General features: G+C 59.1%; 24 protein-coding genes. 12 read left to right on the top strand and 12 right to left on the bottom strand.

Annotation, left to right across the window (positions count from 1 at the left end):
* Positions 1-55: 55 nt before the first annotated feature.
* Complete coding sequence (znuA, locus tag GSF67_RS06145; protein WP_006316255.1) at positions 56-1045, top strand: zinc ABC transporter substrate-binding protein ZnuA; 990 nt, start codon at positions 56-58, stop codon at positions 1043-1045.
* Between the two features lie 21 nt (positions 1046-1066).
* Here the strand turns inward: znuA and GSF67_RS06150 are convergent, their stop codons facing one another.
* Positions 1067-2119 carry a LacI family transcriptional regulator gene (locus GSF67_RS06150; RefSeq protein ID WP_006316256.1) on the bottom strand — a complete coding sequence of 351 codons (1053 nt, stop codon included), beginning with the start codon at positions 2117-2119 and terminating at the stop codon, positions 1067-1069.
* A 488-nt stretch (positions 2120-2607) separates the two neighbouring features.
* Between GSF67_RS06150 and GSF67_RS06155 the strand changes: the two genes are divergently transcribed.
* The 3 genes from GSF67_RS06155 (at position 2608) to GSF67_RS06165 (ending at position 6758) form a co-directional block, all read left to right on the top strand.
* On the top strand, positions 2608-5106 hold the full coding sequence (locus GSF67_RS06155; protein ID WP_006316257.1) for a glycoside hydrolase family 2 protein: 2499 nt from the start codon (positions 2608-2610) through the stop codon (positions 5104-5106).
* Positions 5107-5208: 102 nt separating this feature from the next.
* Complete coding sequence (gene mgrA / locus GSF67_RS06160; RefSeq protein ID WP_006316258.1) at positions 5209-6240, top strand: L-glyceraldehyde 3-phosphate reductase; 1032 nt, start codon at positions 5209-5211, stop codon at positions 6238-6240.
* A 191-nt stretch (positions 6241-6431) separates the two neighbouring features.
* Positions 6432-6758 carry an RcnB family protein gene (locus tag GSF67_RS06165; RefSeq protein ID WP_003525025.1) on the top strand — a complete coding sequence of 109 codons (327 nt, stop codon included), beginning with the start codon at positions 6432-6434 and terminating at the stop codon, positions 6756-6758.
* Between the two features lie 67 nt (positions 6759-6825).
* On the opposite strand, the gene gndA is transcribed toward GSF67_RS06165, so the two are convergent.
* The 5 genes from gndA to ccoG all read right to left on the bottom strand — a co-directional run bounded on the left by gndA (position 6826) and on the right by ccoG (position 12934).
* Complete coding sequence (gene gndA / locus GSF67_RS06170) at positions 6826-8256, bottom strand: NADP-dependent phosphogluconate dehydrogenase (protein ID WP_006316261.1); 1431 nt, start codon at positions 8254-8256, stop codon at positions 6826-6828.
* A gap of 151 nt (positions 8257-8407) precedes the next feature.
* Positions 8408-8569: a cbb3-type cytochrome oxidase assembly protein CcoS gene (gene ccoS / locus GSF67_RS06175; protein ID WP_006316272.1), complete on the bottom strand. Its 162-nt coding sequence runs from the start codon at positions 8567-8569 to the stop codon at positions 8408-8410.
* Positions 8566-10857, bottom strand: a complete 2292-nt coding sequence (locus GSF67_RS06180) for a cation-translocating P-type ATPase (RefSeq protein WP_176072010.1) — start codon at positions 10855-10857, stop codon at positions 8566-8568. Before GSF67_RS06180 ends, ccoS begins: the two co-directional genes overlap by 4 nt.
* Positions 10854-11354: a FixH family protein gene (locus GSF67_RS06185; protein WP_006316276.1), complete on the bottom strand. Its 501-nt coding sequence runs from the start codon at positions 11352-11354 to the stop codon at positions 10854-10856. The genes GSF67_RS06180 and GSF67_RS06185 overlap by 4 nt, the downstream gene beginning before the upstream one ends.
* On the bottom strand, positions 11351-12934 hold the full coding sequence (gene ccoG, locus GSF67_RS06190) for a cytochrome c oxidase accessory protein CcoG (protein ID WP_006316278.1): 1584 nt from the start codon (positions 12932-12934) through the stop codon (positions 11351-11353). Before ccoG ends, GSF67_RS06185 begins: the two co-directional genes overlap by 4 nt.
* 120 nt (positions 12935-13054) lie before the next feature.
* Between ccoG and GSF67_RS06195 the strand changes: the two genes are divergently transcribed.
* Genes GSF67_RS06195 through GSF67_RS06205 form a run of 3 tightly spaced genes read left to right on the top strand, consistent with a single transcriptional unit; the run spans position 13055 to position 14290 of the window.
* Complete coding sequence (locus GSF67_RS06195) at positions 13055-13459, top strand: SRPBCC family protein (protein WP_006316279.1); 405 nt, start codon at positions 13055-13057, stop codon at positions 13457-13459.
* 11 nt (positions 13460-13470) lie between these two features.
* Entirely contained in the window at positions 13471-13827 is a 357-nt protein-coding gene (locus GSF67_RS06200; protein WP_010971695.1) for a VOC family protein, read from the top strand.
* A gap of 16 nt (positions 13828-13843) precedes the next feature.
* Positions 13844-14290 carry a VOC family protein gene (locus GSF67_RS06205; protein ID WP_006316281.1) on the top strand — a complete coding sequence of 149 codons (447 nt, stop codon included), beginning with the start codon at positions 13844-13846 and terminating at the stop codon, positions 14288-14290.
* 48 nt (positions 14291-14338) lie between these two features.
* Here the strand turns inward: GSF67_RS06205 and ccoP are convergent, their stop codons facing one another.
* From ccoP to ccoN, 4 genes are read right to left on the bottom strand one after another with little or no spacing between them, the layout of a single operon-like run.
* A complete protein-coding gene (ccoP, locus tag GSF67_RS06210; protein WP_006316282.1) occupies positions 14339-15202 on the bottom strand; it encodes a cytochrome-c oxidase, cbb3-type subunit III in 864 nt (287 codons plus the stop codon).
* A 3-nt stretch (positions 15203-15205) separates the two neighbouring features.
* A complete protein-coding gene (locus GSF67_RS06215) occupies positions 15206-15358 on the bottom strand; it encodes a CcoQ/FixQ family Cbb3-type cytochrome c oxidase assembly chaperone (protein ID WP_006316283.1) in 153 nt (50 codons plus the stop codon).
* 12 nt (positions 15359-15370) lie between these two features.
* Complete coding sequence (ccoO, locus tag GSF67_RS06220) at positions 15371-16102, bottom strand: cytochrome-c oxidase, cbb3-type subunit II (protein ID WP_006316284.1); 732 nt, start codon at positions 16100-16102, stop codon at positions 15371-15373.
* 10 nt (positions 16103-16112) lie between these two features.
* A complete protein-coding gene (ccoN, locus tag GSF67_RS06225) occupies positions 16113-17735 on the bottom strand; it encodes a cytochrome-c oxidase, cbb3-type subunit I (protein ID WP_006316285.1) in 1623 nt (540 codons plus the stop codon).
* 345 nt (positions 17736-18080) lie between these two features.
* On the opposite strand from ccoN, the gene GSF67_RS06230 reads away from it, so the two are divergent.
* Genes GSF67_RS06230 through GSF67_RS06240 form a run of 3 tightly spaced genes read left to right on the top strand, consistent with a single transcriptional unit; the run spans position 18081 to position 22380 of the window.
* Complete coding sequence (locus tag GSF67_RS06230; protein WP_006316287.1) at positions 18081-19694, top strand: SulP family inorganic anion transporter; 1614 nt, start codon at positions 18081-18083, stop codon at positions 19692-19694.
* Positions 19691-20308: a ParB-like protein gene (locus GSF67_RS06235; protein ID WP_006316288.1), complete on the top strand. Its 618-nt coding sequence runs from the start codon at positions 19691-19693 to the stop codon at positions 20306-20308. Before GSF67_RS06230 ends, GSF67_RS06235 begins: the two co-directional genes overlap by 4 nt.
* Positions 20305-22380, top strand: a complete 2076-nt coding sequence (locus GSF67_RS06240; protein ID WP_006316289.1) for a mechanosensitive ion channel family protein — start codon at positions 20305-20307, stop codon at positions 22378-22380. Before GSF67_RS06235 ends, GSF67_RS06240 begins: the two co-directional genes overlap by 4 nt.
* A gap of 55 nt (positions 22381-22435) precedes the next feature.
* On the opposite strand, the gene cobU is transcribed toward GSF67_RS06240, so the two are convergent.
* Complete coding sequence (gene cobU / locus GSF67_RS06245; protein WP_006316292.1) at positions 22436-22957, bottom strand: bifunctional adenosylcobinamide kinase/adenosylcobinamide-phosphate guanylyltransferase; 522 nt, start codon at positions 22955-22957, stop codon at positions 22436-22438.
* 501 nt (positions 22958-23458) lie between these two features.
* On the opposite strand from cobU, the gene GSF67_RS06250 reads away from it, so the two are divergent.
* Together GSF67_RS06250 and GSF67_RS06255 are read left to right on the top strand one after the other, a co-directional pair.
* A complete protein-coding gene (locus tag GSF67_RS06250; protein ID WP_010971700.1) occupies positions 23459-24151 on the top strand; it encodes a DUF599 domain-containing protein in 693 nt (230 codons plus the stop codon).
* A gap of 93 nt (positions 24152-24244) precedes the next feature.
* Positions 24245-25210 carry a heparan-alpha-glucosaminide N-acetyltransferase gene (locus tag GSF67_RS06255; protein WP_006316294.1) on the top strand — a complete coding sequence of 322 codons (966 nt, stop codon included), beginning with the start codon at positions 24245-24247 and terminating at the stop codon, positions 25208-25210.
* 188 nt (positions 25211-25398) lie between these two features.
* Here the strand turns inward: GSF67_RS06255 and GSF67_RS06260 are convergent, their stop codons facing one another.
* Positions 25399-25785 carry a MerR family DNA-binding transcriptional regulator gene (locus GSF67_RS06260; protein ID WP_003515319.1) on the bottom strand — a complete coding sequence of 129 codons (387 nt, stop codon included), beginning with the start codon at positions 25783-25785 and terminating at the stop codon, positions 25399-25401.
* Positions 25786-25807: the final 22 nt, after the last annotated feature.

The following is a 25807-nucleotide window of genomic DNA, read 5'->3' on the forward strand; positions in this document are numbered from 1 at the left end:
AGTTACGCAATAAATGTAATAACATAACTATACTTGTTCAAGTGGAGTGCATTTCATGAAATCGATCCTGATCCCGCTCATGGCGTCGGCGGCACTAGCAGCCGTCGCTTCGGGCGCTACCGCCGCGCCCGATGTCGTGGTCTCGATCAAGCCTGTCCACTCCCTCGTTGCAGCCATCATGAAGGGTGTGGGCGAACCGCAGCTCATCGTCGACGGCGCGGCCTCGCCGCATACTTATAATCTCCGGCCCTCCAATGCACGCAAGCTCGAAAAGGCGGATGTGGTGTTTTGGGTCGGCCCCGGACTGGAAGCCTTTCTGCAAAAGCCGCTGGAAGCGCTGGCCAGCAAGGCGACCGTGGTGGAGCTAGAAGATGCCAAGGGTCTCGAAAAACTGCCCTTCCGCGAGGGCGGCCCCTTCGAGGCGCACGATGATGGTGAAGAAGGCCATGAGGCGCATGCGGGCCACACCGAAGACGAAGGTGCGCATGAACATGAAAACGACCATGCCGGTTCCGAGGAGCACGAGCACGGCACCTATGACACGCATCTCTGGCTCGACCCTGCCAACGCCAAGGCAATGGCCCAGGCGATCGAAACGGCGCTGATTGCGGCCGATGCCGGCAACGCCGCGACCTATCAGGCCAACACCAAGAAGCTGATCGATGATCTCGATGCGCTCGACGCCGAAGTCGCGGAGACGGTGAAACCGGTGAAGGACAAGCCCTTCATCGTTTTCCACGATGCTTATCAATATTTCGAGCATCGTTATGGCGTGAAAACCGCGGGATCGATCACCGTCAGCCCCGAAACCCTGCCGGGCGCGGATCGCGTCAAACAGATGCAGGAGAAGGTTCGCCAGCTGGGCGCAACCTGCGTTTTCGCCGAACCGCAATTCGAGCCGAAACTGGTCTCAGTCATCACCGAAGGCACGGCAGCGAAATCGGCGACGCTCGATCCGGAAGCGGCGACACTCACGCCCGGCCCCGATCTTTATTTCAAGCTGATGCGCGGCATTGCCGGTTCGCTCAAGAACTGCCTGTCCTGATCGGAAACAGCGCCGGATTTCCTATGGCTTGGGCGCCATCGACGACCAGACCGGCCCGCTGATGCTCTGCAGCGTTTCAGCAGCTTCACCATTGATGCGGGCCAGCAACGCCTTGGCAAGTTCCCTGCCCGCCAGCTTGATGTCCTCGTTGACGGTGTGGATTTGCGGCTTGATCCAGTTCAGGAATTCGGCGGACTGTTTCGAGACGATATCGACATCCTCGCCGATCTTCACACCGGCGGCTTCGAACCCTGCCACCAGCGCAATGGTACTGCTGCCGCTGATAGAGACGATGCCGTCGGGCCGATCGGAAGACTGCATCAGCCTCTGGCCGAAATCCCGGATTTTTTCGAGTGGTGTCTCGATGGTGACGGCATCGATTGGAAATTCGGTGAGTCCGAAATCCCTTATCCCTCGATTGAAACCCTTGCGGGCATGGTCGTGAAACGAAAAGCGCGACGGCGGCACGATGACGGCGATCCTCTTGCGCCCGCATTGCGCCAGCCGCTCGACCGCCTCATAGGCGTAGGCCTCATTGTCGAAATCGTGAAAGGCATGTTCGATGCCCATATCCGAGCGCCCATGAGTGACAAAGGGCATGTTGCGCTCCGTCATGAAACGGACGCGTGGATCATTGGGCTCGATCTTCGAAATGATCACCCCATCCGCCGAGCCGGTCTCGAGAATGTAACGGATCGGCACCATGGAATCTTTGGCGTGGATATGGGGCGTAACAACCAGATGATATTGCGTGGTGGAGAGAACCTCGGTGATGCCGAACACCATCTGGCTGGTGAAGCCCATCAGTTCCTCGTCAACGCTCAGCACCAGCGCGATGACATTGGTCTTGCCGGTGCGGAGGCGCACGCCGGCACGGTTTGGCTGGTAGCCGATCTGCCGGGCGATCAGCCGCACGCGCTCCTTGGTCTCTGCGCCGATGTCAGGCGCATCCTTCAGCGCGCGAGAGACCGTGGTGATGCCCAGGCCGGTCATGTAAGCAATGGTCTTCAGTGTCGGGCGACCGCCCATCGCCGAAGGCATATCGCCTCCGCCGGATTTGCCAGTATCGTTCATGTCATTTCGCCACACTTTACCGAACGCTAATCATAGATAGCTTTTGCTCCGTTGCAAAGGCAAAGGTCGCCGGCAAACGGCGGGTCCTTTCCGTTTATCCGTCAATCCCACTATAACGATATAGAGCGCGAAAATATTTCCGGACGCCGCCTTTTCCTCAGTGCTTCAAAACCGCGTATATCGACGGAAACTCCTCTTAATAATTTAGATTAAAAGACACCATTCAAATGCATAATGTAAATAGATAAAATAATGAAACATTTACTCTATAAAACTTCGCCATTCCACTCAACAACCGCCCCAAATTAATGAGGCGCCAAGAGGTCATTCAAGGGAATGACGGAACGATTATTTTACGGTAACGTTGCCGGAGGGAGGAAATCGCAACGCCGGATAACATGTCGCGGCCGCTTTGCGCCCATCCATTCTCCCCATATTCTGACACAAGCCTGCATCATAATGCCGGCCATCTCCGTTGAATTCATATTATGCAGGGTCCGATCATGATTTCTTCCTCCACGCCCGAAACCGTCATCGATCTGGCCGGGCTCTGGCACTTGGCCTCAGTGGAAGGAGACCATGCCACCGAGATTTCCATTCCGGGCGATATTCACTCCGCGCTCAAAAATGCCGCCATCATTCCCGACCCCTATCACGGCGCCAACGAGAAGGCCGTTCAATGGGTCGCACAGCAGGACTGGATCATCGAGAGGACCTTCATCCTCGATGATGCTGAGGCGAGCTGGTATCTCGATATCGATTATCTCGACACCGTCGCCATCGTCTTCGTCAACGACGTTCCGGTCCTGAGCGCCGACAATTGCTTCCGCCGTTACCGGCCCGATATTTCCCGTGCCGTGCGGCCGGGTGAAAACACCATCCGAATCCATTTCCATTCCAACATCACGGCTGGCGCGGAGCGGCAGGCGCGGCAGCCCTTTTATATTCCCTATCACCCCGGCAATTCGCCGATCGCCAATGGCAACATGCTGCGCAAGCCGCAATGCCATTTCGGCTGGGACTGGAACATCGCGATTGCGCCGCTTGGCCTTTACGGCAAAATCCTGCTGAAACGCCTCGATACCGCCCGCATCGAACACGTCGTCAGCTCGCAGCACCATGTCGAAGGCGGCGTCGAGCTGCATGTGGCCGTCACGCTGTTTGCCGAGGGACCGGCGAGCCTGCCGGTCTATCTGTCACTGGGCGACGAAAGGCTGCGGCTGGAGTGCGGCGTCGGCGCTGGCGAAACGGTGGTACGCCACGTCTTCTTCGTTGAAAATCCAGACCTCTGGTGGCTGGCCGGCAGTGGCGAGCAGACGCTCTACAAACTCACGGTGGAACTGCCGGATGAAACCGTCACCCGCCAGATCGGCTTTCGAACCATCGAGCTTCTGACCGACAAGGATGAGGCTGGCAGCCGCTTCGCCTTCCGCATCAATGGCCGGGAAATCTTCTGCCGCGGCGCCAACTGGATTCCGGCCGACGCGCTCTATTCGCTGACCAGCCGCGAAAAGACCGAAGATATCCTCTGCTCCGCAGTCGAAGCAAATATGAACATGATCCGTGTCTGGGGCGGCGGCTTTTATGAGGAAGACTGGTTCTACGATCTCTGCGACCGTCTTGGCCTGCTGGTCTGGCAGGACTTCATGTTCGCCTGCAATCTTTACCCCTGCAGCGAGGATTTTCTCGACAATGTCGAACATGAGGTCGACTATCAGGTGAAACGCCTCTCCTCGCATCCCTCTATCGCGCTCTGGTGCGGCGATAACGAGCTGGTGGGTGCGCTGACCTGGTTCGACGAATCCCGCAACAATCGCGACCGCTATCTTGTTGCTTACGACCGGTTGAACCGCACCATCGAAAAAGCCCTGAAAAAAGCCGCTCCCGAAGCGCTCTGGTGGCCATCGAGCCCAGCCTCCGGTTATCTGGATTATGGCGATGCCTGGCACGCGGATGGTTCCGGCGACATGCATTACTGGTCCGTCTGGCATGAGAACAAGTCGTTCGACAATTATCATCAGGTGAAACCGCGTTTCTGCTCCGAATTCGGTTTCCAGTCCTATACGTCGATGCCGGTCATCCGCACCTATGCGGAGGACAAGGACATGAACATCGCCTCCCCGGTCATCGAGCTGCACCAGAAGAATGTCGGCGGCAATGAACGCATTGCCGGCACCATGTTCCGCTATTTCCGCTTCCCCAGGGATTTCGAAAACTTCGTCTATCTCAGCCAGGTGCAGCAGGCGCTCGCCATCCGCACCGCCGTCGATTACTGGCGTTCGCTGAAACCCCATTGCATGGGCACGCTTTACTGGCAGCTGAACGACACCTGGCCGGTCGCCTCATGGTCGAGCCTCGATTATGGCGGCGGCTGGAAGGCACTGCACTATGCCGCCCGCCGTTTCTTCCAGCCGGTCGCGGTGTCGGCCATCCCTTCGGCAGATGGACGCCGGGTGACTTTCTCCATGGTCAACGACACGGCGGAGGATGTCGAGATCGACATGAACATCGTCGCACTCGCCATGGACGGCAACCGCGTGCCGTTGAAATCCGCCAACGGTACTTGCACGAGCGACAAGGCTGCGACGCTGACCGATATCGACATGGACAGCCTGCCTGATGGCGCTATCCTCGCGTGGAACTTCATTGCTTCCAATGGCATGACCGGCGAAGGTCATCATGTGCGCGACACCTACAAGGCGCTGGAGCTTCAGCCCGCCGGCCTGGAATTTTCCGTTGGCCCGATGAAAAACGGCCAATTCGAAATCGATGTCACCGCCGCCGGTCTCGCGCTCTTCATCATGCTGGAGACAGATCAGCCCGGACGTTACTCCGACAACCTTTTCGACCTTGCAGCGGGCGAAACGCGTCGCCTTATCTTCACTCCGAAGGCGGTCGGCCCCCAGCCGCATTTCCGCATCTTCGATCTTCATACCTGCCAATCGTCGCCCAATCCCGGCATTGAAACCATGCGCGGAAAGGCATAACCATCACTCAAGAGAAGAGCGGGCGCCACGCGCCTGCTATCACCTATTCAAAGGGTTGCCGGGTTCTTCGGCAGCCAGTCATCAGCAAGTGGAGGAAGACCCATGGTTTGGCAACCGGCCGAAAACCGATACGCATCCATGAAATACAATCATTGCGGCAAGACCGGCCTGAAACTGCCGGCGATCTCGCTCGGCCTCTGGCACAATTTCGGCAATGACACGCCGCACCAGACCAAACAGGCCATCTGCCGCCGCGCCTTCGATCTCGGCATTACCCATTTTGATCTTGCCAACAATTACGGCCCGCCGCCCGGCAGCGCCGAAACCGCCTTCGGTGAAATCCTCAAGACGGATTTCAGAGGCTATCGCGATGAAATGATCATCTCCTCCAAGGCCGGTTACAATATGTGGCCCGGCCCTTATGGCGAATGGGGCAGCCGCAAATATCTGATATCGTCCTGCGACCAGAGCCTGAAGCGCATGGGGCTGGACTACGTCGATATCTTCTATTCCCACCGTTTCGATCCCAACACGCCGCTTGAGGAAACCTGCGGTGCGCTGGACCAGATCGTGCGCTCCGGCAAGGCGCTCTATGTCGGCATCTCCTCCTACAACTCGAAGCGCACCCGCGAGGCCGCCGCTATCCTGAAGGATCTCAGCACGCCCTGCATCATCCACCAGCCGAGCTATTCGATGATCAACCGCTGGATCGAGGAAGACGGTCTTGTCGATACGCTGGAAGAACTGGGTATCGGCTCCATCGTCTTTTCGCCGCTGGCGCAGGGCATGCTGACGACGAAATATCTGGGCGGTGTGCCGGATGGCAGCCGTGCCTCACAGAGCAAGTCACTCAACCCGGCCTTCCTCAATGAGCGCAATGTTGAAAACATCCGCGCCCTCAACAGCATTGCCGAGCGCCGTGGCCAGACGCTGGCGCAGATGGCAATTGCCTGGGTTCTGCGCGGCGGTCGCATCACCTCGGCGCTGATCGGCGCAAGCCGTGTCGAACAGGTCGAAGACTGCGTGAAGGCGCTCGACAACTCCGAATTCTCCTCTGAGGAACTGGCGGAAATCGACGGTTACGCAAAGGATGCGGATATCAACCTCTGGGCAAAATCCGCCGAACGCACCTGATACAGAAAGGGTCGCCCGGTTCCCCCGGGCGGCCCGCACGCTCCGAAAGCCTGAGCTAAAAATCTCAAAATAAAAGATTAACTCCCGCTCCTAAGCATTAACAACCATTACATAAATGTAATTTTAAATTCAGTTTCCGTTCATTCGTTTATTCGTAAGTTCTCCTCATCGAAACACGAGAGGAAAATTCCATGAAAAAGTTCGTCACCATTCTTCTGGCAGCCACCGTTCTTGCAGCACCGATGGCGCAGGCACAAAGCCGTCACGACGACCGCCATCGCGGCGTCACCGTCGAACGTCAGGTCACCACCAAGAAGGTCATCGTCAAGAAGCACCGCTGGGATCGCGGCCAACGCCTTTCGGCCCGCGAGCGCCGCAACATGGTGGACCGCCGTGACTACCGCCGTTACCACCTCGCAGAACCGCGCCGCGACCAGCGCTGGGTCCGCGTGGACAACCAGTTCCTGCTCATCAACGCCGTCAGCGGCCTGATCGTCGGCCTCGCCGCCGCCCGCTGAGTTGAACCATAAACCGAAATGAAAAAGGCCCGCTTGCGCGGGCCTTTTTGTTTGTCGTTTCAGCCGATCAGAAAATGTCGGCGCCGCTGCCCCATGGGCCGTGCGGCTTATCCACACCATCGGTGCGTTCGAAACCATGTGCACCGAAGAAATCGCGCTGTGCCTGAATGAGGTTGGCGCTGCCGCGGCCACGGCGATAGGCGTCGAAATAACCGAGCGCCGAAGCAAGCGCCGAAACCGGCAGACCGGAGAGCACGGCGTAAGACACCACACGGCGCAGCGGCGCATCGGTATCCTTGACGATGGCGGAGAAGGCCGGCGTCACGATGAGGTTGGCCACATGCGGATCCTTGGTGAAGGCCGAGGTGATCTCATCAAGGAATTCCGAGCGGATGATGCAGCCGGCGCGCCAGATGCGGGCAATCGTCGGCATCGGCAGGTTCCAGTTGAACTCCTTCGAAGCAGCCGACATGATGGCGAAACCCTGCGCATAAGCACCGACCTTGGCGGCCAGAAGCGCGCTTTCCAGATCGGCGATGAAGGCCTTTTTGTCGGCGGGGGCCGCTGCGAGGGTCGGCAGGCCGAAGATCTTCTCGGCAGCTTCACGCTCATCCTTCTGCGACGACAGGATACGGGCAGCCACGGCCGCCTCGATGGCGGTTGCGGCGACGCCCATGTTCTGGGCTTCGATGACCGACCACTTGCCTGTGCCCTTCTGGCCGGCCTTGTCGAGGATCAGATCGACCATCGGCTTGCCGGTGATCGGATCGGCGGCGCGCAGAACCTTCTCGGTGATTTCGATCAGGTAGGAATTCAGGCGGCCCTTGTTCCATTCTGCGAACACGTCGGCGATCTCGACGGCGCTCATTTTCAGGCCATCACGCAGGATGCCGTAGATTTCGGCAATCATCTGCATGTCGGCATATTCGATGCCGTTATGGATGGTCTTGACGAAATGGCCGGCGCCGTCATTGCCGAGCCATGCCACGCACGGATCGTCATTATACTTGGCGGAAATGGAGGTCAGAACCTTTTCGACGCGCTTCCAGCTATCCTCGGTGCCGCCGACCATGATCGACGGTCCATGGCGCGCACCTTCTTCACCGCCGGAGACGCCCATGCCGATAAAGGTCAGGCCGCTATCCTTGAGGTTATCGAAACGGCGGATCGTATCGCGGAAGTTGGCATTGCCGGCATCGATCATGATGTCGCCGTTGGCCAGATGCGGTTTCAGGATTTCCATCTGCTGGTCGACCGGATCGCCTGCCTTGATCATGATGATGATCGGGCGCGGAGGACGAATGGCGGCGACGAATTCCTCGATGGTTTCGCAGGGAATGATCTGACCCTGCAGTTCGCCCGCATCAGCGTAGAATTTTCGTGTAACTTCCGGGGTTCGGTTGAATACGGCAATCTTGTTGCCCTTTTCTGCGATGTTCAACGCCAGGTTCGAGCCCATGACGCCGAGACCGATCAAACCGATTTCTGCCTGTTCCACGGATGTGCCTCCATCTTGCTTTTAGGTGGTCGTGTTGTGGCACTGTAATAGGCAAACGGCAAGGCTAGGGGCGACTGAAACGATTAAATTTTGATGACGCAAGTCAGCTTTGCATATTTGCGGCAGGTCGAGACAGCAGTTCCCATTGCGCTCAAGATGGCGGCCGGGGCCGGTCATCGCCGTCTTCTATTACCCGCCAGGCCGCCCCGTCCATATCCTCATATTGACCTGAGCGCACCGACCAGAGGAAGGCGAAAAGCCCGAGCGCGCCCAGGAACAGCGCGACGGGAATGAGATAGATCAGCATGTTCATGCCAGTTGCGCCCCCTCGCCCGTAAATCCCGACTTCGCTTCATTCTGGGGGAGAATAGTGTCAGCAGCACCGGCAAGGCGCAACGCATTGGCAACAACGATCAGCGAAGATGTCGACATGGCAATGGCCGCAATCATCGGCGTCGCATAACCGGCAATCGCAATCGGTACGGCGATGATATTGTAGCCGATGGCAAGCGCAAAGTTCTGCCGGATGAGGTTTCCGGCTCGCTGCGACGTCTCGATCGCGAAAGGTACGGCATCGAGATCCTCCTGCATAAACACGAAATCGGCCGCCTGCCGGCCAATATCGGCGGCGGTGGCGGGCGCCATCGATACGTGGGCGGCGGCAAGCGCCGGCGCGTCGTTGATACCATCCCCGACCATCAGCACCCTGTGCCCCTCGCCGGCAAGCTCGGCGCAGCGCGCCGCCTTGTCCTTCGGCAACAGGTCCGCGCGCCAATTGCCGATCCCCAGCCGCTGCGCCATCGCACTGACGGCGGCGGCCCGGTCACCCGAGACGATCTCCTGCGCAAGGCCCCGCCCAGACAGGCTGCGCAATGCCGCAATAGCACCCGCGCGCGGATTGTCCTCGAAGCCGAAGCTCGCCAGATGCCGGCCGTCGAGAGACAGCACCACTTCCGACCGCGCATCGCCATTGTTGATCCGTGTCTCATCGGGGCAGGCGAAACGGCGATTGCCGAGCCGGTAGGTGCCGGCTTCCGTCTCGGCCTCGACACCTGACCCCGGAATTTCCCGCACCGTCTCATAGGCCGGCAAGGCACCGCTATAGGCGGCATGCAGAGCCTTCGACAACGGATGGCGCGAATGGGCCGCAAGGCCGGCGGCAATACCCATGATGGCCGGCTTCACATCGACTGTTTCCACCAGCCGGGGCTTTCCAACCGTCAGGGTCCCGGTCTTGTCGAACAGCACGGTATCGATCTCCGAAAGACGCTCCATGGCCGAGCCTTCCTTGACCATGATGCCATGCCGAAAAAGCCTTCCTGCGGCAACCACCTGCACCACGGGAACGGCAAGGCCGAGCGCGCAGGGGCAGGTGATGATGAGAACCGCAATGGCGATCAGCATCGCCTGTTTCCAGTCACCGCCGAAAATGCCCCAGCCGAGAAACGTCACCAGCGCCAGAAGATGCACCACGGGCGAATAATAGCTCGCGGCACGGTCGGCGATACGCCGGTAACGCGCGCGCCCGCCTTCGGCCGCCTCCATCAACCCGATCACTTCCGACAGGAAGGAATCCTTTGCGGACGCGGTTACCCGAGCGACAAGCGAACCGGTAAGGTTGAGCGTGCCGGCCTGCAGGCTGTCGCCGGCCACGACGCGGCGCGGCGCGCTTTCACCATTGACGATGGACATGTCGAGATCGCTGCTGCCGCAGACCACCACGGCATCCATCGCCACCCGGTCACCCGCCGCAATCGCAATCGACATTCCGGGTTCGATATCCGCAAGCGGCCGGTAGTCCCGGACCCCGTCTGCATCGATCACCGTTGCCCCTCGCGGCGAAAGCCGGGCCAATCCGGCAATGGCGGAGCGCGCCTTGTCGCGCATGATATGGTCCAGCGTGCGGCCGATCAGCAGGAAGAACAGCAGCGACACGGTCGCATCGAACCACGCATGTTCGCCGTGATGGATCGTCTCCCACAGCGAAACGGCATAGGAGAGCGTGATGGCGAGCGCAATCGGCACATCCATGTTGGTGCGGCCGTGTTTCAGCGCGTTCCAGGCCGACTGGTAAAAGAAACGCCCGCCATAGATCAGCGCCGGCGCGGCGATCATCGCCGATATCCAGTGGAACATGTCACGCGTCGCGGCATCCGCCCCCGACCAGACGGAGACCGACAGAAGCATGATATTGGCGGAAGCAAAGCCGCACAGCGCCACCGCCCTGATCAGCTGCGAGCGCAAGGCGTCTGAAGCATCCTGCCCGCTGGCGAAAAGATGTGTGCGATATCCCGTCGCAAGGATGGCGCGGGCAATGTCGGCGGGATCGGTCCTGACGCCATTGACCTCTTCTTTCCAGACAACCGCCACACGTTTCGAGGACAGGTTCACCCGCGCCCGCTCCACTTGGCCGAGACGGCCGAGCGCGGTCTCGATGGTGGTGATGCAGGCGCCGCAATAAACACCGGGCACGCTAAGATCGGTCTGGCGCAACCCCTGCCCCAGATCGCGGCTCGCCAGCAGCAACTCCTCCGACGATGGCGGATTGGGCGGTTCGCCGAGCTGCAGCGAACCTTCCGTTCCCGGTGCGCAGCAGCTCATTTTCGCCCCCTGATGACGGCTATCCGCGTGCCCTCATGCACGATGATCCTGCCTTCCTTGACGGCAGTGACCTCAACAATCCACTGACCGGGCAACATGTCATGCGCAGCGATGAAGACACCCGTCGAAACCGGGGTGAGCTCCATGTCGAAATTCTGGCTCTCACCGACAGGTCGGCGGAAATGCGCCGTCACCGTATCCGTGTCGACGGGGCCGGTTTCGGGATGGAAGACCTCGTAGCGCACGGTCTTTTCATCCACCACGAGCCTGCCTTTGATGCCGGTTGCAGCCCTTGCCTTGGCGGCTTCCGCCTTGGCGTTGAACTGCTGGCTGGCCACATAGGTGTTGGGCACGACAAGCCCGCTCCAGCTGTGGACCGCGTTCCAGGCCATGATCATGTTGACGGTAATGACGGTGCCGAAGAACAGCACCATCACGCCGAGCATGTGCCAGCCGGTAAAAACAAACCCGGAAGCGCGTTGATTGTTCACTGTCATTTTTTCACTCCCGGGGCATTGAAGACCGCATCGTAACGGGCCGTTTCGTGGCCGGCCGTATCGCTGACGATGAATTCGAAATTTTCCGCCGTCCGCGCGACATCCTCGCCCGGCAGGGTGACGAAGACCTTCAGCGTCGTCGCCTCATCCGGCTCCACCGTCAGCTCGAAGGCGCGCGCAGCCGTGTCCGGCATGCCGTTTATCTTCATCACTGCATTCGGAAGGCCTTCTATCGTCAGGCTCATTATGCGCGGCTGCGGCACCATGTTGAGGATGCGGACCGTGTAGCCGTTGCGGATCGAACCATTCGATTCCAGCACATATTGCGGATTGCGATCGTGCAGGACGTTGAGCGCCAGCCGCTCGCGCGTCACCAAAGCAACCAGAAGGCCGATGCCGACGGCCGTCCAGATGGCCGTATAAAGCAGCGTGCGCGGGCGGAAGATGATGCGCCAGTTGAAGTGGCGGACGCTCTTGCTGAAGCTGCCGTCCTCCTCGCGCACATTGGCGGGGCGGATGGCGTATTCGCCGTTGCCGGTCGCCAGCGCCATGTTGGACTGGTATTCCGACAGCGTCGCATAAGCGATCAGCCCGCGCGGCTTGCCGATCTTGTCCATCACCCCGTCGCAGGCATCGATGCACAGTGCGCAGGTAATGCATTCCAGCTGCTGTCCGTCCCTGATGTCGATGCCCATGGGACAGACCGCGACGCAGGCATTGCAATCGACGCAATCGCCGATGCTCTCCCCCGTGGCCGCGGCCTTCTTGGCGTGCCGCGAACGCGGTTCACCGCGCCAGTCATTATAGGTGACGACAAGCGAGTTCTCATCCAGCATCGCCGCCTGGATGCGCGGCCAGGGACACATATAGGTGCAGACCTGCTCCCGCATCAGCCCGCCGAAGACATAGGTGGTGGCGGTCAGTGTGGCGACGGTCGAGTAGGCGATCATCGGCGCCTGCCCGGTCATGAACTGCATCGCCAGCGTCGGCGCATCGGCGAAATAGAAAATCCAGGCGCCGCCGGTCAAAACGCCGATCACCAGCCAGATTGCATGTTTCAGCACCCGCTTGCGCAATTTGCCGAATGTGAAGGGTGCCGCATCCAGCTTCATGCGGGCGTTCCTGTCGCCCTCGATTGCCCGTTCAACGACAAGAAACAGGTCGACCCAGACGGTCTGCGGACAGGTATACCCGCACCATGCGCGCCCGACGGCGGAGGTCACGAGAAACAGCCCCAGCCCCGCCATGACCAACAGACCCGCAACGAAAAAGAACTCCTGCGGCCAGATTTCAATGAAGAAGAAATAAAAGCGCCGGTTGGCGATATCGATCAGCACCGCCTGATCCGGCGCATAAGGCCCGCGGTCCCAGCGCAGGAACGGCGTCAGATAATAAATGCCGAGCGTGATCAGCATCACCAGCCATTTGAACCGCCGGAACCGGCCCTCGGCGCGCTTGGGAAAAATCTTCTTGCGCGCTTCGTAGAGCGGTTTGCGCGTTTTTGCGGAATTGACGGCTTCCGCCTCCAGCCTTTCAACGGGCTGTTGCGGGCGATCCTGTCCGGCGCGATAGATGTTCATGATAGGAGTCCATTTTTATCTCCTTGCTTTCTCCCACCTCCGCGGTGAAACATCCTTGACTTACATCAAGTGACGACAAAGTGGCGCAGTCCGGGGAAAGCGCCGCCAAGGGAGGATGAAATGCCTGTCATGCAGTCGAGAATCATTCATCTGTCTGTCGAAAAACCGTGGGCAGAGGTCTACGACTTCGCCGCCAATCCAGGAAACATGCCTCGCTGGGCCGCAGGCCTTGCAGGCGGCCTCGAAGCCGATGGCGAAGACTGGATCGCGAAAGGCGGGCCGCTCGGTGAGGTTCGCGTGAATTTCGCACCCCACAATGAATTTGGCGTCATAGATCATGTCGTCACATTGCCTGACGGACTGAAGGTCTATAACGCGCTAAGGGTCACCCCGAATGGCAGCGGCACGGAGGTCAGCTTCACGCTGCTCCGACTCGAAGGGATGACGGATGAGGATTTCGAGCAGGACGCGAGCGCGATCACGGCCGATCTCGAAATGCTGAAATCCCTGCTTGAAGCGGATTGATGGAGTAAATGATGACAGAAAATACCAACGAACGGCGCATCGACTATGTCGAATTCAATGTCTCCGATATCGAGCGCAGCAAGGAATTTTACGGCGGGGCGTTCGGCTGGACCTTCAAGGATTACGGCCCGCAATATTGCGAGTTTTCCGATGGCCGCCTAACGGGCGGCTTCACCACCACCGCGCCGGTTTCGGCCAAGGGCGGACCGCTCGTTATTCTCTACGCCGCCGATATCGAGGACGTGCAGCGGCGCATCGAAGCCGCCGGCGGCCAGATCAGCGTCGCGATCTTCGCCTTTCCCGGTGGCCGGCGTTTCCATTTCACCGATCCGGATGGATATGAACTGGCCGTCTGGTCGAAAAACTGATCGGCAGGAGCCCGCCATGACTTTGACAACGCCGCCTTTTTCGTTGGTCGGTATCGATCATGTCGTCTTCATCGTCGACGACATGACGCGGGCGCTCGATTTTTACCGGAACGTACTGGGGTGTACGGATGGATACTCCTACCCTGCTCTGGGGATGGAACAAGTCTGGTGCGGAAACGCCTTGATCGTTCTGTGGGATGTCACGCACCCCGGTGGCACGAAGGCTGCTCCGCCCGTCGCCGGAGGACGTAATGTCGATCACATCTGCATAGCGACCGGTCCTCTGAACCATGACGCGCTTCGCGCACATCTGGCGAAATTTAACGTCACGATAGAACAGGAAGCCTTTCACGGCGGCGCGAGAGGAATGGGATATTCGTTCTATTTCCGTGATCCCTTCGGCAACAAGATCGAGTTGAAGGGACCAGCCGAATATCCGGACGGACGGGCGGAAAACGCCTGATCTGAAAAGGGCGCCTCCCCGGCGCCCCTTCTTTACATTCTACTTGCCTCATTCGCCCCCACCAAGCGAATGCACGAAGATCGCCAGCTGTTTGACAGTCGTATCGCCAAGACGCTCGCCCCAGGCGGGCATGACCCCGTGCTTCGGCGAACGGATCTGCGCAACGATACCCTCTTCCCCATGCGCTTTGAGCCAGATCGCGTCGGCCAGATTGGGCGCGCCGAATTCGCGATTGCCCTTGGCGTCTTCCCCGTGGCACGAGGCGCAATTGTCGGCAAAGAGCTGCTTGCCGGGCTCCACCAGCGCCGGGTTGGATGGGGTGCCGGTGAGGCTAACGACATAGGCGGCGACCGCGCGGATTTCATCCGATTTCAGAATGTCGCCGAAAGCAGGCATTTCTGAAGCGCGTGTATCCGCATCGTCGGCAAAACGAATGCCGTGCTTTACCGTCGTATAAATATCATCGACGCTGCCGCCCCACATCCAGTCGTCGTCATTGAGGTTGGGATAACCCTGCCCGCCTTCCGCGCCCGAACCGTGACACTGAATGCAATTGACCTTGAAAGCGGCAGCGCCGCCGGAAAGGGCAAATTGCATCAGGGTCGGATCCGCCTGGATTTCAGCAAGCGACGAATTGGCGATTTTATCGACATAAACGCTCTGCGACTGTTTCGCATCCGCAATCTCGGCGGCGATCTCGCCGCGGCTGCTCCAGCCGAGCAATCCTTGGGTTGCGCCATTGATCAGCGGCCATGCCGGATAGGCAATGGTATAGCCGATGGCCCAGAGGATCGTGAAATAGAAGGTCCAGACCCACCAGCGCGGCATGGGATTGTTCAACTCGCGAATACCGTCCCATTCATGGCCGGTGGTTTCGACGCCGCTGATCTCATCAATGTGTTTTTCGGACATATCCTAGTCCTCCCTGAGCGGAATGCTGGCGGCATCGTCCGCGGCTTTTTTGGAGCCGGGGCGAAGGGTGAAAACGACGACGCCGGCGAAGAACAGGGTCATGGCAAGCAGGCCCCAGCTGTCGGCGAAGTGGCGCATGGCCGTGTAGGTTTCCATCGTGTCGCCTCCTCACCGGTATCCGGCGGCATCGTCATAGGTCGAGAAATCGACCAGCGTGCCGAGCATCTGCAAATAGGCGACCAGTGCATCCATTTCGGTAAGCTTGGCCGGATCGCCATCGAAATCGCCGACCTTCGCCTTCGGATAACGCGCCAGCAGCTCGGTCGTATCGGTGTTCGGATCGGCCTGCGCCTGAAGATCGTTCGCCGACTTCTCGATCATCTCGTCACTATAGGGCACACCGACGGCGCGGTTGGCCTTCAGCTCCATGGAGACATCCGTGATCTTCAGCGGCGTGGTCTTCAGGAACGCATAGGACGGCATGATCGATTCCGGCACCACCGAGCGCGGATTGGCCAGGTGCTGCACATGCCATTCATTCGAATAGCGGTCACCGACACGCGCGAGGTCAGGCCCCGTGCGCTTGGAACCCCATTGGAACGGGTGGTCGTACATGGATTCCGCCGCCAGGCTGTAATGCCCGTAACGCTCCACCTCGTCGCGGAACGGCCGGATCATCTGGCTGTGGCAGACATAACATCCCTCGCGGATGTAGATGTTGCGCCCGGCCAGTTCCAGCGGCGAGTAGGGTCGCATGCCCTCCACCTTCTCAATGGTGTTTTCGAGATAGAAAAGCGGTGCGATTTCAACGATACCGCCGATCGACACCACCAGCAGCGAGCCGACCAGAAGCAGAGTGGCGTTGCGTTCGATGACGCCGTGTTTATCGAGTATGGACATCGGCCCCTCCTTATTCAGCAGGCTGCAGCGAAGGAGCCGCGCCCTTGCTGGCGCCCTCCTCGCGTTGATGACCGAGGATGGTCATGGTGACGTTGTAGGCCATGATCAGCGCGCCGCTGAGGAACATCAGGCCGCCCAATGCACGCATCACGTAATAGGGGAACAGTGCCGCGACCGATTCCGCGAAGGAATAGACGAGGAAGCCCTGGCTATCATATTCGCGCCACATCAAGGCCTGCTGGATGCCGGCTACCCACATCACGGCGGCGTAGACGACGATGCCGAGCGTGGCGAGCCAGAAGTGCCAATTGACCAGTTGCAGGCTATAGAGACGGTCCCTGCCCCACAGTTTCGGTGTCAGGTAATAGATCGCGCCGAAGGTGATCATGCCGTTCCAGCCGAGCGCGCCGGAATGAACGTGGCCGATGGTCCAGTCGGTATAGTGGCTGAGCGAGTTGACGGCCTTGATCGACATCATCGGACCTTCGAAGGTCGCCATGCCGTAGAAGGCTACCGCCATCACCATCATGCGAACGATGGGGTCTGTACGGATCTTGTCCCATGCGCCCGAAAGCGTCATCAGGCCGTTGATCATCCCGCCCCAGGAGGGCATCCACAGCATGATCGAGAACACCATGCCCAGTGTCTGCGCCCAGTCGGGCAGCGCCGTGTAGTGCAGATGGTGCGGGCCGGCCCAGATATACATGAAGATCAGCGCCCAGAAGTGGATGATCGACAGGCGATAGGAATAGACCGGGCGGTTCACCTGCTTGGGAATGAAATAATACATCATGCCGAGGAAGCCGGCGGTGAGGAAGAAGCCGACGGCGTTATGGCCGTACCACCATTGCGTCAGCGCATCCTGCACGCCCGAAAATGCCGAGTAGCTCTTGACCCCGAGGAAGGACACGGGCACCGCCAGATTATTGACGATGTGCAACATGGCAATCGTGACGATGAAGCTGAGATAGAACCAGTTGGCCACATAGATATGTGGCTCCTTGCGCGTGAGGATGGTGCCGAGGAAAGTGGCGAGATAGGCGACCCAGACGATGGTCAGCCAGATGTCCACATACCATTCCGGCTCGGCATATTCACGGCCCTGGGTGATGCCCAGCAGATAACCGGTGGCGGCCATGATAATGAAGAGATTATAGCCCCAGAACACGAACCAGCCGAGATTGCCGCCGAACAGGCGGGCGCGACAGGTTCTCTGCACCACGTAGAAGGAGGTGGCGATCAGCGCATTTCCCCCGAAAGCGAAAATCACGGCCGAGGTGTGCAGCGGCCGCATGCGGCCGAAATTGAAATAAGGTGCGATATTGAGATCGGGAAAGGCGAGCTGCAACGCCACAACCACCCCGACCAGAAAACCGACAACACCCCAGAACACGGTGGCGATGACGCCGTATTTCACCACCTCATCGAAATATTCGGAGTTGCGGCGAGCACGCGCGGCCGGATCGACGGGCGCGAAGGAAACACGGCGCAACAGAAGCACCGTGCTGACCACAAGTGTAAAGAACAGCACCCACATATGGGCGGCAAAAAGACTGTCATGGGCAAACGCTGCCCCGAGCAACGCGAGAAAGGCCCCGAGGGCCACGATCGCGGTTTCTAACGTGTAATTCATTGTTGGTTTCCCCCAACGTGCAAGCCGACCGACGAAAGGCAGATTTGCGCCTGGGAGAGCGCAAACGCGCCTTTGCGTCGGTTGGAGCATTGCCACCGGCAGGGCAGCGCCACCTTGATCCAGATCAAGAAAGCCAAGCTGTCGCAGCCCCGGCAAAACAGGGTTCGGCTTCATGAAAGGAATTGCGGAAGAACAAAAACCTCCTGCGTTTGGCTCGACCTCTTTCGCCGGCCCCGAAGCTCATCGATCCGCTCTGCCAAGCCACTGGATTTCCATCGAGACTTCACGCTAATCCTGATATTGTCGTGCTTGGCGCGAGAACTCCGGTGAGGATCACGGTGCGGCATGGGTAACAACGGGCGGGATATTCTCGCAGGGCTTTCCGTCGCCGGGCTGATGTTACCGGAGGCGATCGCTTATTCCGGCATCGCCGGCGTTCCGCCCCAGCATGCATTATATGCGGCCATGGCAGGCTGTCTTGTTTATGCCCTTCTTGGCCAGAGCCGTTTCGCCATCATCTCGCCAACCTCATCATCCGCCGCGATCCTTGCAGCCATGCTGGCCGCGCTCGTGCCGCAGCCCGGACAGAAGATGCTGCTGGTCGCCGTCGCGGTGTTTCTTGTCGGGCTGCTTTTCCTTGCCGCCGGCACATTGCGGCTGGGCGCACTGTCGAGCGTTATTTCGAGGCCCGTGCTGCGCGGCTTTGCATTCGGACTGGCGATCCTCATTTCGCTCAAACAGTTTCCCGCGATCTTCGGCATGCCGCAAGCGGGAGCCGACACATTCGAGGCGATCTCGCAGATATTGACCAATCCCGGCCAGTGGAACGGGTTCAGCCTGTCGATCGGCATCGCCGCCCTTATCCTTCTGCTTTTCGCAAGACGTTATCCCCAGATTCCCGGAAGCCTCATCATCATAGCGCTGGCGATCCCCATCTCCGTCATGTTCGATTTGCAGCAACGCGGTGTCGATGTCGTCGGCCCAATCGATCTGTCCGGCATATGGGGAAGTGTCACCACGCTCTCGCTCGATGAACTGGCGCATGTAGCGCGTTTCGCCCCGCCTCTGGTGCTGATCCTGTTTGCCGAATCCTGGGGAACGATACGGGGCCTGTCGCTACGGCACGGGGAAAACGTGGATGCCAATCGTGAACTGAAAACGCTTGGTATTGCCAATGTCGCAAGCGCCGCATTACAGGGAATGCCCGTCGGGGCCGGGTTTTCCGCGGGTGCTGCAAGCGAAGCGGCCAATCCGCGCACGAAAATGGCCTCGGCCATCGCCGCGATCGGGCTTGCCGGCTTCACTTTTGCCGCGGCCGACTGGTTTGCCTATATCCCGCATGCCGCGCTTTCCGCCATCATCATCGTGGCGCTGCTTCACGCGCTGGATCCATCTCCGTTTTTGAGGCTGTGGCGGCTGCGGCAGGACCTCGTGCTTGCACTGGCTGCAACCGCCGGCGTGCTTTTTCTCGGCGTTCTAAACGGAATGCTGGCAGCAATCGTGCTGTCTTTCGCCGTATTCCTGCAAAGACTTTCCTCCCCGCACATCGTGATGCTCGGCCGCCTCGGCGCGAGCCACGACTTCGTGGATGTGAAGCGGCATCCGGATGCCGCGGAGCCGGCCGGCATGCTCGTCCTGCGCCCGGCGCAACCGCTTTTCTTCGGAAATGCCGAGCCGACATTCGCGGAAATCACCCGCCGCATACTCGCGAGCCCTGACATCAACGCCGTCATCATCAGCCTCGAAGAGACATTTGAACTCGATACGACAGCCCTTGAGGCGCTGCTGGAATTCGACGCCAGCCTGCGCGGGCGCAACATCGGAATTCGCTACGCCCGAATGCACGATGCGGTGCGCGACGTTGTCGCCGCCGGTGGCGGAGACGATCTTTTGCGTCGGGCAAACTACAGTGTTGACGATGCCGTTGCCGCGATGGACGGCCTCAAGGAGGAGAAATGACGCATATTTATGAGCCTCGTCTGTCTCGTATTGCCATCGACAAGTTACGACCGACGCAGATTGCCGTGGGCTTCCGCGAGGTCGAACTGAAAAGAAAGGAGTGGCGTGAAACCAGGAAAAAAGACGGAGACGGTTTCCTGGGGAACCACATCGTTCCGGTCGTGGCCGGTCCAAAGGACAGGATTTATCTCATCGACCACCATCACCTCGTTCTCGCACTCTCCAAGGAGGGCGTGGAACATGTGCTGACAAGCGAGGTTGCCAAATTTTCCCACCTTGGCAAGGATGAGTTCTGGTCGGTGATGGACCATCGCAACCTGATCTATCCCTTTGATGCTCAGGGCCTGCGGCGGCAATCCGGCGACATCCCGAAAAACATACACGATCTCGAGGATGATCCTTTTCGATCCCTTGCCGGAGCCCTGCGCATGGCCGGCGGTTACGCGAAAGTCATTATTCCCTTCTCCGAATTCGGCTGGGCCGATTTTCTGAGACGACGAATCGATCGTGATCTCCTCAGCGACTCCTTTGACGAAGCATTGGCCGAAGCGATGAAACTGGCGAAATCACGGGAGGCCCGGCATCTTCCGGGCTGGTGTGGGGTTGAGGAATGAATGTTTTATCCCGCCTTTTGAGGTTCTGCGCCCGCCTGCCGGCTCTCTGGCTGGCCCTGTGCCTGTTTTCTCCTTCCGCCGTCTTCGCTCAGACCTCAACACCGGCAAATCCGGCAAATCAGACCACGGAACAGAAAGTCGACCAGCTCCTCAACCTCATGGGGCAGGACGATGTTCGCAGCCTTCTGGCGCAACGGCTATCCGATACCTCTGACGTGGCCGCCCCTGATGACGGCAATATGAGCGTGCTCGACCAATGGGCAAGCAAGCGGCGCGAACATCTTGCAAGGCTCGCCGGTGATGCCCCGGCAATATCAGGTGAATTGTCGAAGGCGGGAGCAACGCTCGTCAATAAGATCGAAACCTATGGCGCGCTCCGTTTCCTCGCCCATGTCGCGCTGCTTTTCGGAGTGGGAATCGCGGCCGGGATCGCGACCTACTGGATAACCGCCGCCCGCACCGCGCGCGCCCTGCCCGGCAATGTCGCCGAATTTGCGCTGGCGACAGCCTCGAGACGCCTGCTGCCCGTGGTGGGATATGGCCTTTCGGCGACGATCATGTTTTTCACCATTCCGTGGCCGCCGCTCTTGAGCGCGGTGCTGCTTCCGTGGCTTGCGGTCAGCGTCGGCCTTCCGCTCGTGAAAGCGGTCGTCGATCTGTTGAAACGCGTCATCAATGACGGTCTGAATTCGCGGCGCCAATTCTGGCTCACACGCTCTCTCGATCTCCTGGCAGTGGCGATGGTGTGCTGGGCCTTGCTGCGCATGCTTGTCAGCCTCGGGGTAACGGCTGCCGCGATCAAACTCATCTCCTATGCGATGATCGCGGCACTCTTTGCCCTTGGCGTCTATTTTATCTGGCGCCAACCGCAGGCGGACGCGAATACCGAACGCCGGCGGTCGCTGGATGTGGCCTTCACCTTTTACCTGTTCATCCTGTTTGCCGTCTGGATCGCGGGTGCCGGCGTGTTTTTCTGGCTGGGATTTTTTGCGCTGGTTCTTCCCGGTGCCGTCGGCACGCTGGGAATAGCGGCGCGAAAAACCGCGACCGCAATGGGTGGTTATTCCGAAACGGACTTCCGCCCGGTTCTGGCGCAACGCAGTGTCCGGCTGCTGGTGCTGGGCGCCGCCGTCATATGGCTCCTGTTCCTCATTCGAAACCATCCGGGCGCGCTTCCGGGCGGATCGACCGTGAGCGCGATGTTCACGGGCCTGCTGCATGGTATCCTGGTTCTGCTCTTTGCCGACCTCTTCTGGGTAGCGATCAAGACGGTGATTTCGCGGCGGCTGGAAATGAATGCCCCGGCGGCGAGCGAGCATGGCGTGCCCGCCTCGGACGACAGATTACAGACAATCCTGCCGATCCTGCGCAACATGCTGGGAATCCTGATTAGTGCCGTCAGCGTCATGACGGTTCTCTCCGAACTTGGGGTCGACATAGGCCCCCTGCTCGCCTCCGCCGGGATTTTCGGGATCGCCATCGGTTTCGGTTCGCAGACGCTGGTGAAGGACATCATCAGCGGTGTCTTCTACATGATCGACGATGCTTTCCGGGTGGGTGAATATATTCAAAGCGGTTCATACAAGGGAACCGTGGAGTCCTTCAGCATTCGCTCGGTGAAACTGCGGCACCATCGCGGACCGATCTATACCGTGCCATTCGGATCGCTCGGCGCTGTCGAAAACATGAGCCGCGACTGGTCGATCGACAAGTTTCTCGTCACCGTTGCCTTCGATACGGACCTCACAAAAGTGAAATCGATCACCCGCGAAATAGGCAAGGCATTGAAGGATGACCCGGAATTCGGGCCGATGCTCATCGATACGGTCAAGCTCAAGGGTGTCGAACAGTTCGGAGAATACGGCATGACGCTCGGCTTCGGCATGATGGTGAAACCAAACGGTCAGCAATCGATCATCCGCCGAAAAGCCTATTCGATGCTGAAGGATGCCTTTGAGCAAAACGGGATCGAATTCGCGACGATGAGCGGCACCTCTCCCGGAAAACCAAAGTCAGGTCCGCAACCGCCTGAGGAGCCGCCATCGGAAATGACCGATAATTTCAGGCCCTAGCGGACAATAGACCGAACAGCCCCCGAAAACGTTAGGCTCGGGGCCGGCTCCCGCTTCAGCCCTTCATCTTCAGCGGCAGCCCGGCGGCGACAAAATAGACCTCACCGGCAATCGCCGCGACGCGCTGGTGCAGACGGCCGGCATGATCGCGGAATTCGCGCGCCATGCGGTTTTCCGGTACGATGCCGAGGCCGACCTCGTTGGAGACGAGGATCAGCTTTGCACGCGTCGATACAATCGCCGCCTCCAGTTCCGCGAAGGCCGTCTCCATATCGGCATTCTCCATCATCAGATTGGTGAGCCACAATGTCAGGCAGTCGATGAGGATGACACTGTCAGGGCTGTCGAGCCGCTGCAGCACGGTGGCAATATCGACCGGCGCTTCATGGGTGGTCCATTCCCCGCCGCGCCGTTCCTGATGATGGCTGATACGATCCCGCATCTCGTCATCCCAGGCCCGGCCGGTTGCGAGATAATGCAGGCGTCCGCCCGCTTTTCCCGCAAGCTCTTCGGCAAAACGCGACTTGCCGGAGCGCGCGCCGCCAAGAATGAAAACGGAGCGGTTTTTATCTGTCATGGAAAACCTGAAAGGAAAGAATGAAGCGGACCGGCATCTTTGCGGTGTCGCAAGCCAGGGACAGACGGCCATGAAGGGAACGATTCGTAGAAAAAGGCGTCCCCCGGTTGCTCATGCCGGACTGCCGCTGATACCGGATCGGAGAAACAAGACCTGCCCGCAGGATGCGGGACATCAAAAGCCCTGATTACCCCGGATGCCGGAAACACCGGTCCTGATAAAAGGCTATGTGCGAAAGACCATCCTGTCAATCGCGGGCGGCCGTGCCGGAAAATGACGCGGAACCGGTACGCAAAACCTCACCCGGAACCGGCAGACCTGTCGTCCGCGAAGTGATTGATAAAGCGACTTGGTTACCGGAACGTTAGCGAAAATCCGAATGGTGCGGCGGCAACGCCACAAGAGAATATCCGGTGACGGCAATCGCCGCCATTGCCTTGCCATAGCCTTCAAATCAATATGCTTTCAAAGATTCGCAAACAGCAAGGTGCCCTGCCCGTGATGACCGTCATGGACTATATTTCGATCGTCGTTTTCATCCTGTTGTGGGTTACCTACAGCCATATCACGACGAGAAAGCGGCTGTTTTCGCGCGCCAGCCTCAATCAGGCCATGGCCGAGCGCCGTCGCGACTGGATCCTGAATTCGCTGAAACGCGACCTGAAGATGATCGATACGCAGATCATGGCCGGCCTGCAGAACGGCACCGCCTTTTTCGCTTCCACCTCCATCTTCGCCATCGGCGGATGTTTCGCCCTGCTGGGCGCAACGGACCAGGTCGAATCGGTGTTTCGCGACATGCCCTTCGTGCATTATGCCGGGCGCACGGCCTTTGAACTGAAGGTCATCGGGCTCACCTGCCTGTTCGGTTATTCCTTCTTCAAATTCGGCTGGTCCTATCGCCTGTTCAACTATTGCACCATCCTGTTCGGTGCCATTCCCATGGTCCACGATGTCAGTACGGACCGTGAGGCAGCAGAGCGTGCGGCCGAAAACGTCATAAAGATGAACATCATCGCTGCTAAGAACTTCAATGACGGCCTGCGGACGATCTTTCTGTCCATCGGTTATCTCGGCTGGTTCATCAGCCCCTATGTCTTCATCGCCAGCACCGTCATCATCATCGTGGCGCTGTTGCGCCGCCAGTTCTTTTCAGAGGCCCGCCGCGCCATCATGGAAGAAAACCGGCCTTGAAATAGCCGCACTTAAAGGGCCAAGCCCACACGTCATTTCAAGCATATCCAAGTGAATGCCGGCCCCTCGAAAAGCTGAAAAAAAGCGGAAAACATGGACACAGACGCAGCCGCAAATGAAAACCGCCGCAAAGGTCGCATCGGCGGGCTGGATACCCTCAGGGGGCTCGCCCTCCTCGCCATGGCGTCCTACCATTTCACATGGAATCTGGAATATTTCGGCTATCTCGAACCCGGCACGGCAACCACGGGTCTCTGGAAGCTCTATGCGCGCGGCATCGCCAGCTCGTTCCTGTTTCTTGCCGGCTTCAGCCTGTTTCTCGCCCATGGCAAGGGTCTGAACTGGCAGTCCTTCGGCAAACGTTTTGCGATGGTGGCCGGCGCAGCCCTGCTCATCACCGTCGCCACCTATTTCGCTTTTCCGGACAGTTTCATCTTCTTCGGCATATTGCACAATATCGCCGCCGCAAGCCTCGTCGGGCTACTGTTCCTGCGGGCGCCCGCGCCCGTGACGCTGCTTTTCGCGATCGTTGCGTTCATCCTGCCGCAATATTTGCAGTCCGATCTTTTCAACGCAAAATGGCTGGCCTGGATCGGCTTTTCCACCATGCCGCCGCGCTCGAATGATTACGTGCCGCTGCTGCCATGGCTTGCGCCTTTCCTCGGCGGCCTTGCGGTTTCCCAATTCGTCACGCCGCGCGGCTGGCTTGATCGTTTTCGCAATCCAAGCGCGCCGCGCAATCTCGTCGCCAGCGCCGGCCGCCATAGCCTCGCCTTCTACCTCATCCACCAGCCGGTGCTGATCGGCCTCGTTTATACGCTCTCCCTCGTCGCCCCGCCTCCGCCGGTCGATCAGGTCGAGCTTTATAAATCAAGCTGCGAAAAAAGCTGCGTCGAGCAGCCGAAAGGGGCGGAACTCTGCCAGCGTTTCTGCGGCTGCACGCTGGAAAAGCTGCAGGCGGAAAACCTGTTCGATACGATGATGGAAGGCAAGCTCAGCGCGGATCAACAGACGAAGGTCAGCGAAGTGGCGCAACAGTGTACGGTCGAGGCGCAGTAGCCGTTGGTCTGCGAGACCGGCGAGCGTTCCCGTCAGACTCGGCGTCATCCTCGGGCTTGACCCCAGGATCTATCCACGTTGCATAAAATCATACCGCTGCAGATCCTCGGGACAAGCCCGAGGATGACGGAGGAGAAATATTAATTCTTAACCGATGACCTACTGCGAATATCTCACCAAATCTTCGCTCAAGTCCCCACGCCGATTTCGGCAAGCCGGGTCAGACAGGCTTCTTCGACATTGTCGAGTTCAGCCAGCGTCTCTTCGATGTCCTTGCGTTTCTGCCTGAGATCGGCACGCTTTTCATCGACCTTCTTCATCAGCAACACGAGCTGACCCGATTCGCCCGGCGGCTCCTTGTAGACATGAATAATCTCGCGAATCTCGGCGATGGTGAAGCCGATCCGGCGGCCGCGCAGGATTTCCTGAATGAGACGGCGGTCGGCAGACCTGAACAGACGTGTGCGCCCGCGACGCTCAGGGTGAATCAGCCCCTCGTCCTCGTAAAATCGCAAGGTGCGGGTGGAAACACCGAATTCGCGTGTCAGTTCGGTTATGCTATAATACTTGTCCAAAGGCCTATCCGATTCATGGTCG

Source organism: Agrobacterium sp. CGMCC 11546 (assembly GCF_013365515.1).
GTDB lineage: Bacteria > Pseudomonadota > Alphaproteobacteria > Rhizobiales > Rhizobiaceae > Agrobacterium > Agrobacterium fabrum.

Excerpts from the sequence above, each read along its gene's own strand:
- ccoP (WP_006316282.1), bottom strand. The coding sequence starts at position 15,202 with ATGTCCGAAAAACACATTGATGAGATCAGCGGCGTCGAAACCACCGGC.
- GSF67_RS06165 (WP_003525025.1), top strand. The coding sequence starts at position 6,432 with ATGAAAAAGTTCGTCACCATTCTTCTGGCAGCCACCGTTCTTGCAGCA.
- GSF67_RS06240 (WP_006316289.1), top strand. The coding sequence starts at position 20,305 with ATGAATGTTTTATCCCGCCTTTTGAGGTTCTGCGCCCGCCTGCCGGCT.
- cobU (WP_006316292.1), bottom strand. The coding sequence starts at position 22,957 with ATGACAGATAAAAACCGCTCCGTTTTCATTCTTGGCGGCGCGCGCTCC.
- GSF67_RS06180 (WP_176072010.1), bottom strand. The coding sequence starts at position 10,857 with ATGAGCTGCTGCGCACCGGGAACGGAAGGTTCGCTGCAGCTCGGCGAA.
- GSF67_RS06215 (WP_006316283.1), bottom strand. The coding sequence starts at position 15,358 with ATGGAAACCTACACGGCCATGCGCCACTTCGCCGACAGCTGGGGCCTG.
- ccoO (WP_006316284.1), bottom strand. The coding sequence starts at position 16,102 with ATGTCCATACTCGATAAACACGGCGTCATCGAACGCAACGCCACTCTG.
- GSF67_RS06230 (WP_006316287.1), top strand. The coding sequence starts at position 18,081 with ATGGGTAACAACGGGCGGGATATTCTCGCAGGGCTTTCCGTCGCCGGG.
- GSF67_RS06195 (WP_006316279.1), top strand. The coding sequence starts at position 13,055 with ATGCCTGTCATGCAGTCGAGAATCATTCATCTGTCTGTCGAAAAACCG.
- GSF67_RS06150 (WP_006316256.1), bottom strand. The coding sequence starts at position 2,119 with ATGAACGATACTGGCAAATCCGGCGGAGGCGATATGCCTTCGGCGATG.
- ccoG (WP_006316278.1), bottom strand. The coding sequence starts at position 12,934 with ATGAACATCTATCGCGCCGGACAGGATCGCCCGCAACAGCCCGTTGAA.
- GSF67_RS06205 (WP_006316281.1), top strand. The coding sequence starts at position 13,844 with ATGACTTTGACAACGCCGCCTTTTTCGTTGGTCGGTATCGATCATGTC.
- ccoS (WP_006316272.1), bottom strand. The coding sequence starts at position 8,569 with ATGAACATGCTGATCTATCTCATTCCCGTCGCGCTGTTCCTGGGCGCG.
- GSF67_RS06200 (WP_010971695.1), top strand. The coding sequence starts at position 13,471 with ATGACAGAAAATACCAACGAACGGCGCATCGACTATGTCGAATTCAAT.
- ccoN (WP_006316285.1), bottom strand. The coding sequence starts at position 17,735 with ATGAATTACACGTTAGAAACCGCGATCGTGGCCCTCGGGGCCTTTCTC.
- GSF67_RS06255 (WP_006316294.1), top strand. The coding sequence starts at position 24,245 with ATGGACACAGACGCAGCCGCAAATGAAAACCGCCGCAAAGGTCGCATC.
- znuA (WP_006316255.1), top strand. The coding sequence starts at position 56 with ATGAAATCGATCCTGATCCCGCTCATGGCGTCGGCGGCACTAGCAGCC.
- GSF67_RS06155 (WP_006316257.1), top strand. The coding sequence starts at position 2,608 with ATGCAGGGTCCGATCATGATTTCTTCCTCCACGCCCGAAACCGTCATC.
- mgrA (WP_006316258.1), top strand. The coding sequence starts at position 5,209 with ATGGTTTGGCAACCGGCCGAAAACCGATACGCATCCATGAAATACAAT.
- GSF67_RS06250 (WP_010971700.1), top strand. The coding sequence starts at position 23,459 with ATGACCGTCATGGACTATATTTCGATCGTCGTTTTCATCCTGTTGTGG.
- GSF67_RS06235 (WP_006316288.1), top strand. The coding sequence starts at position 19,691 with ATGACGCATATTTATGAGCCTCGTCTGTCTCGTATTGCCATCGACAAG.
- GSF67_RS06185 (WP_006316276.1), bottom strand. The coding sequence starts at position 11,354 with ATGACAGTGAACAATCAACGCGCTTCCGGGTTTGTTTTTACCGGCTGG.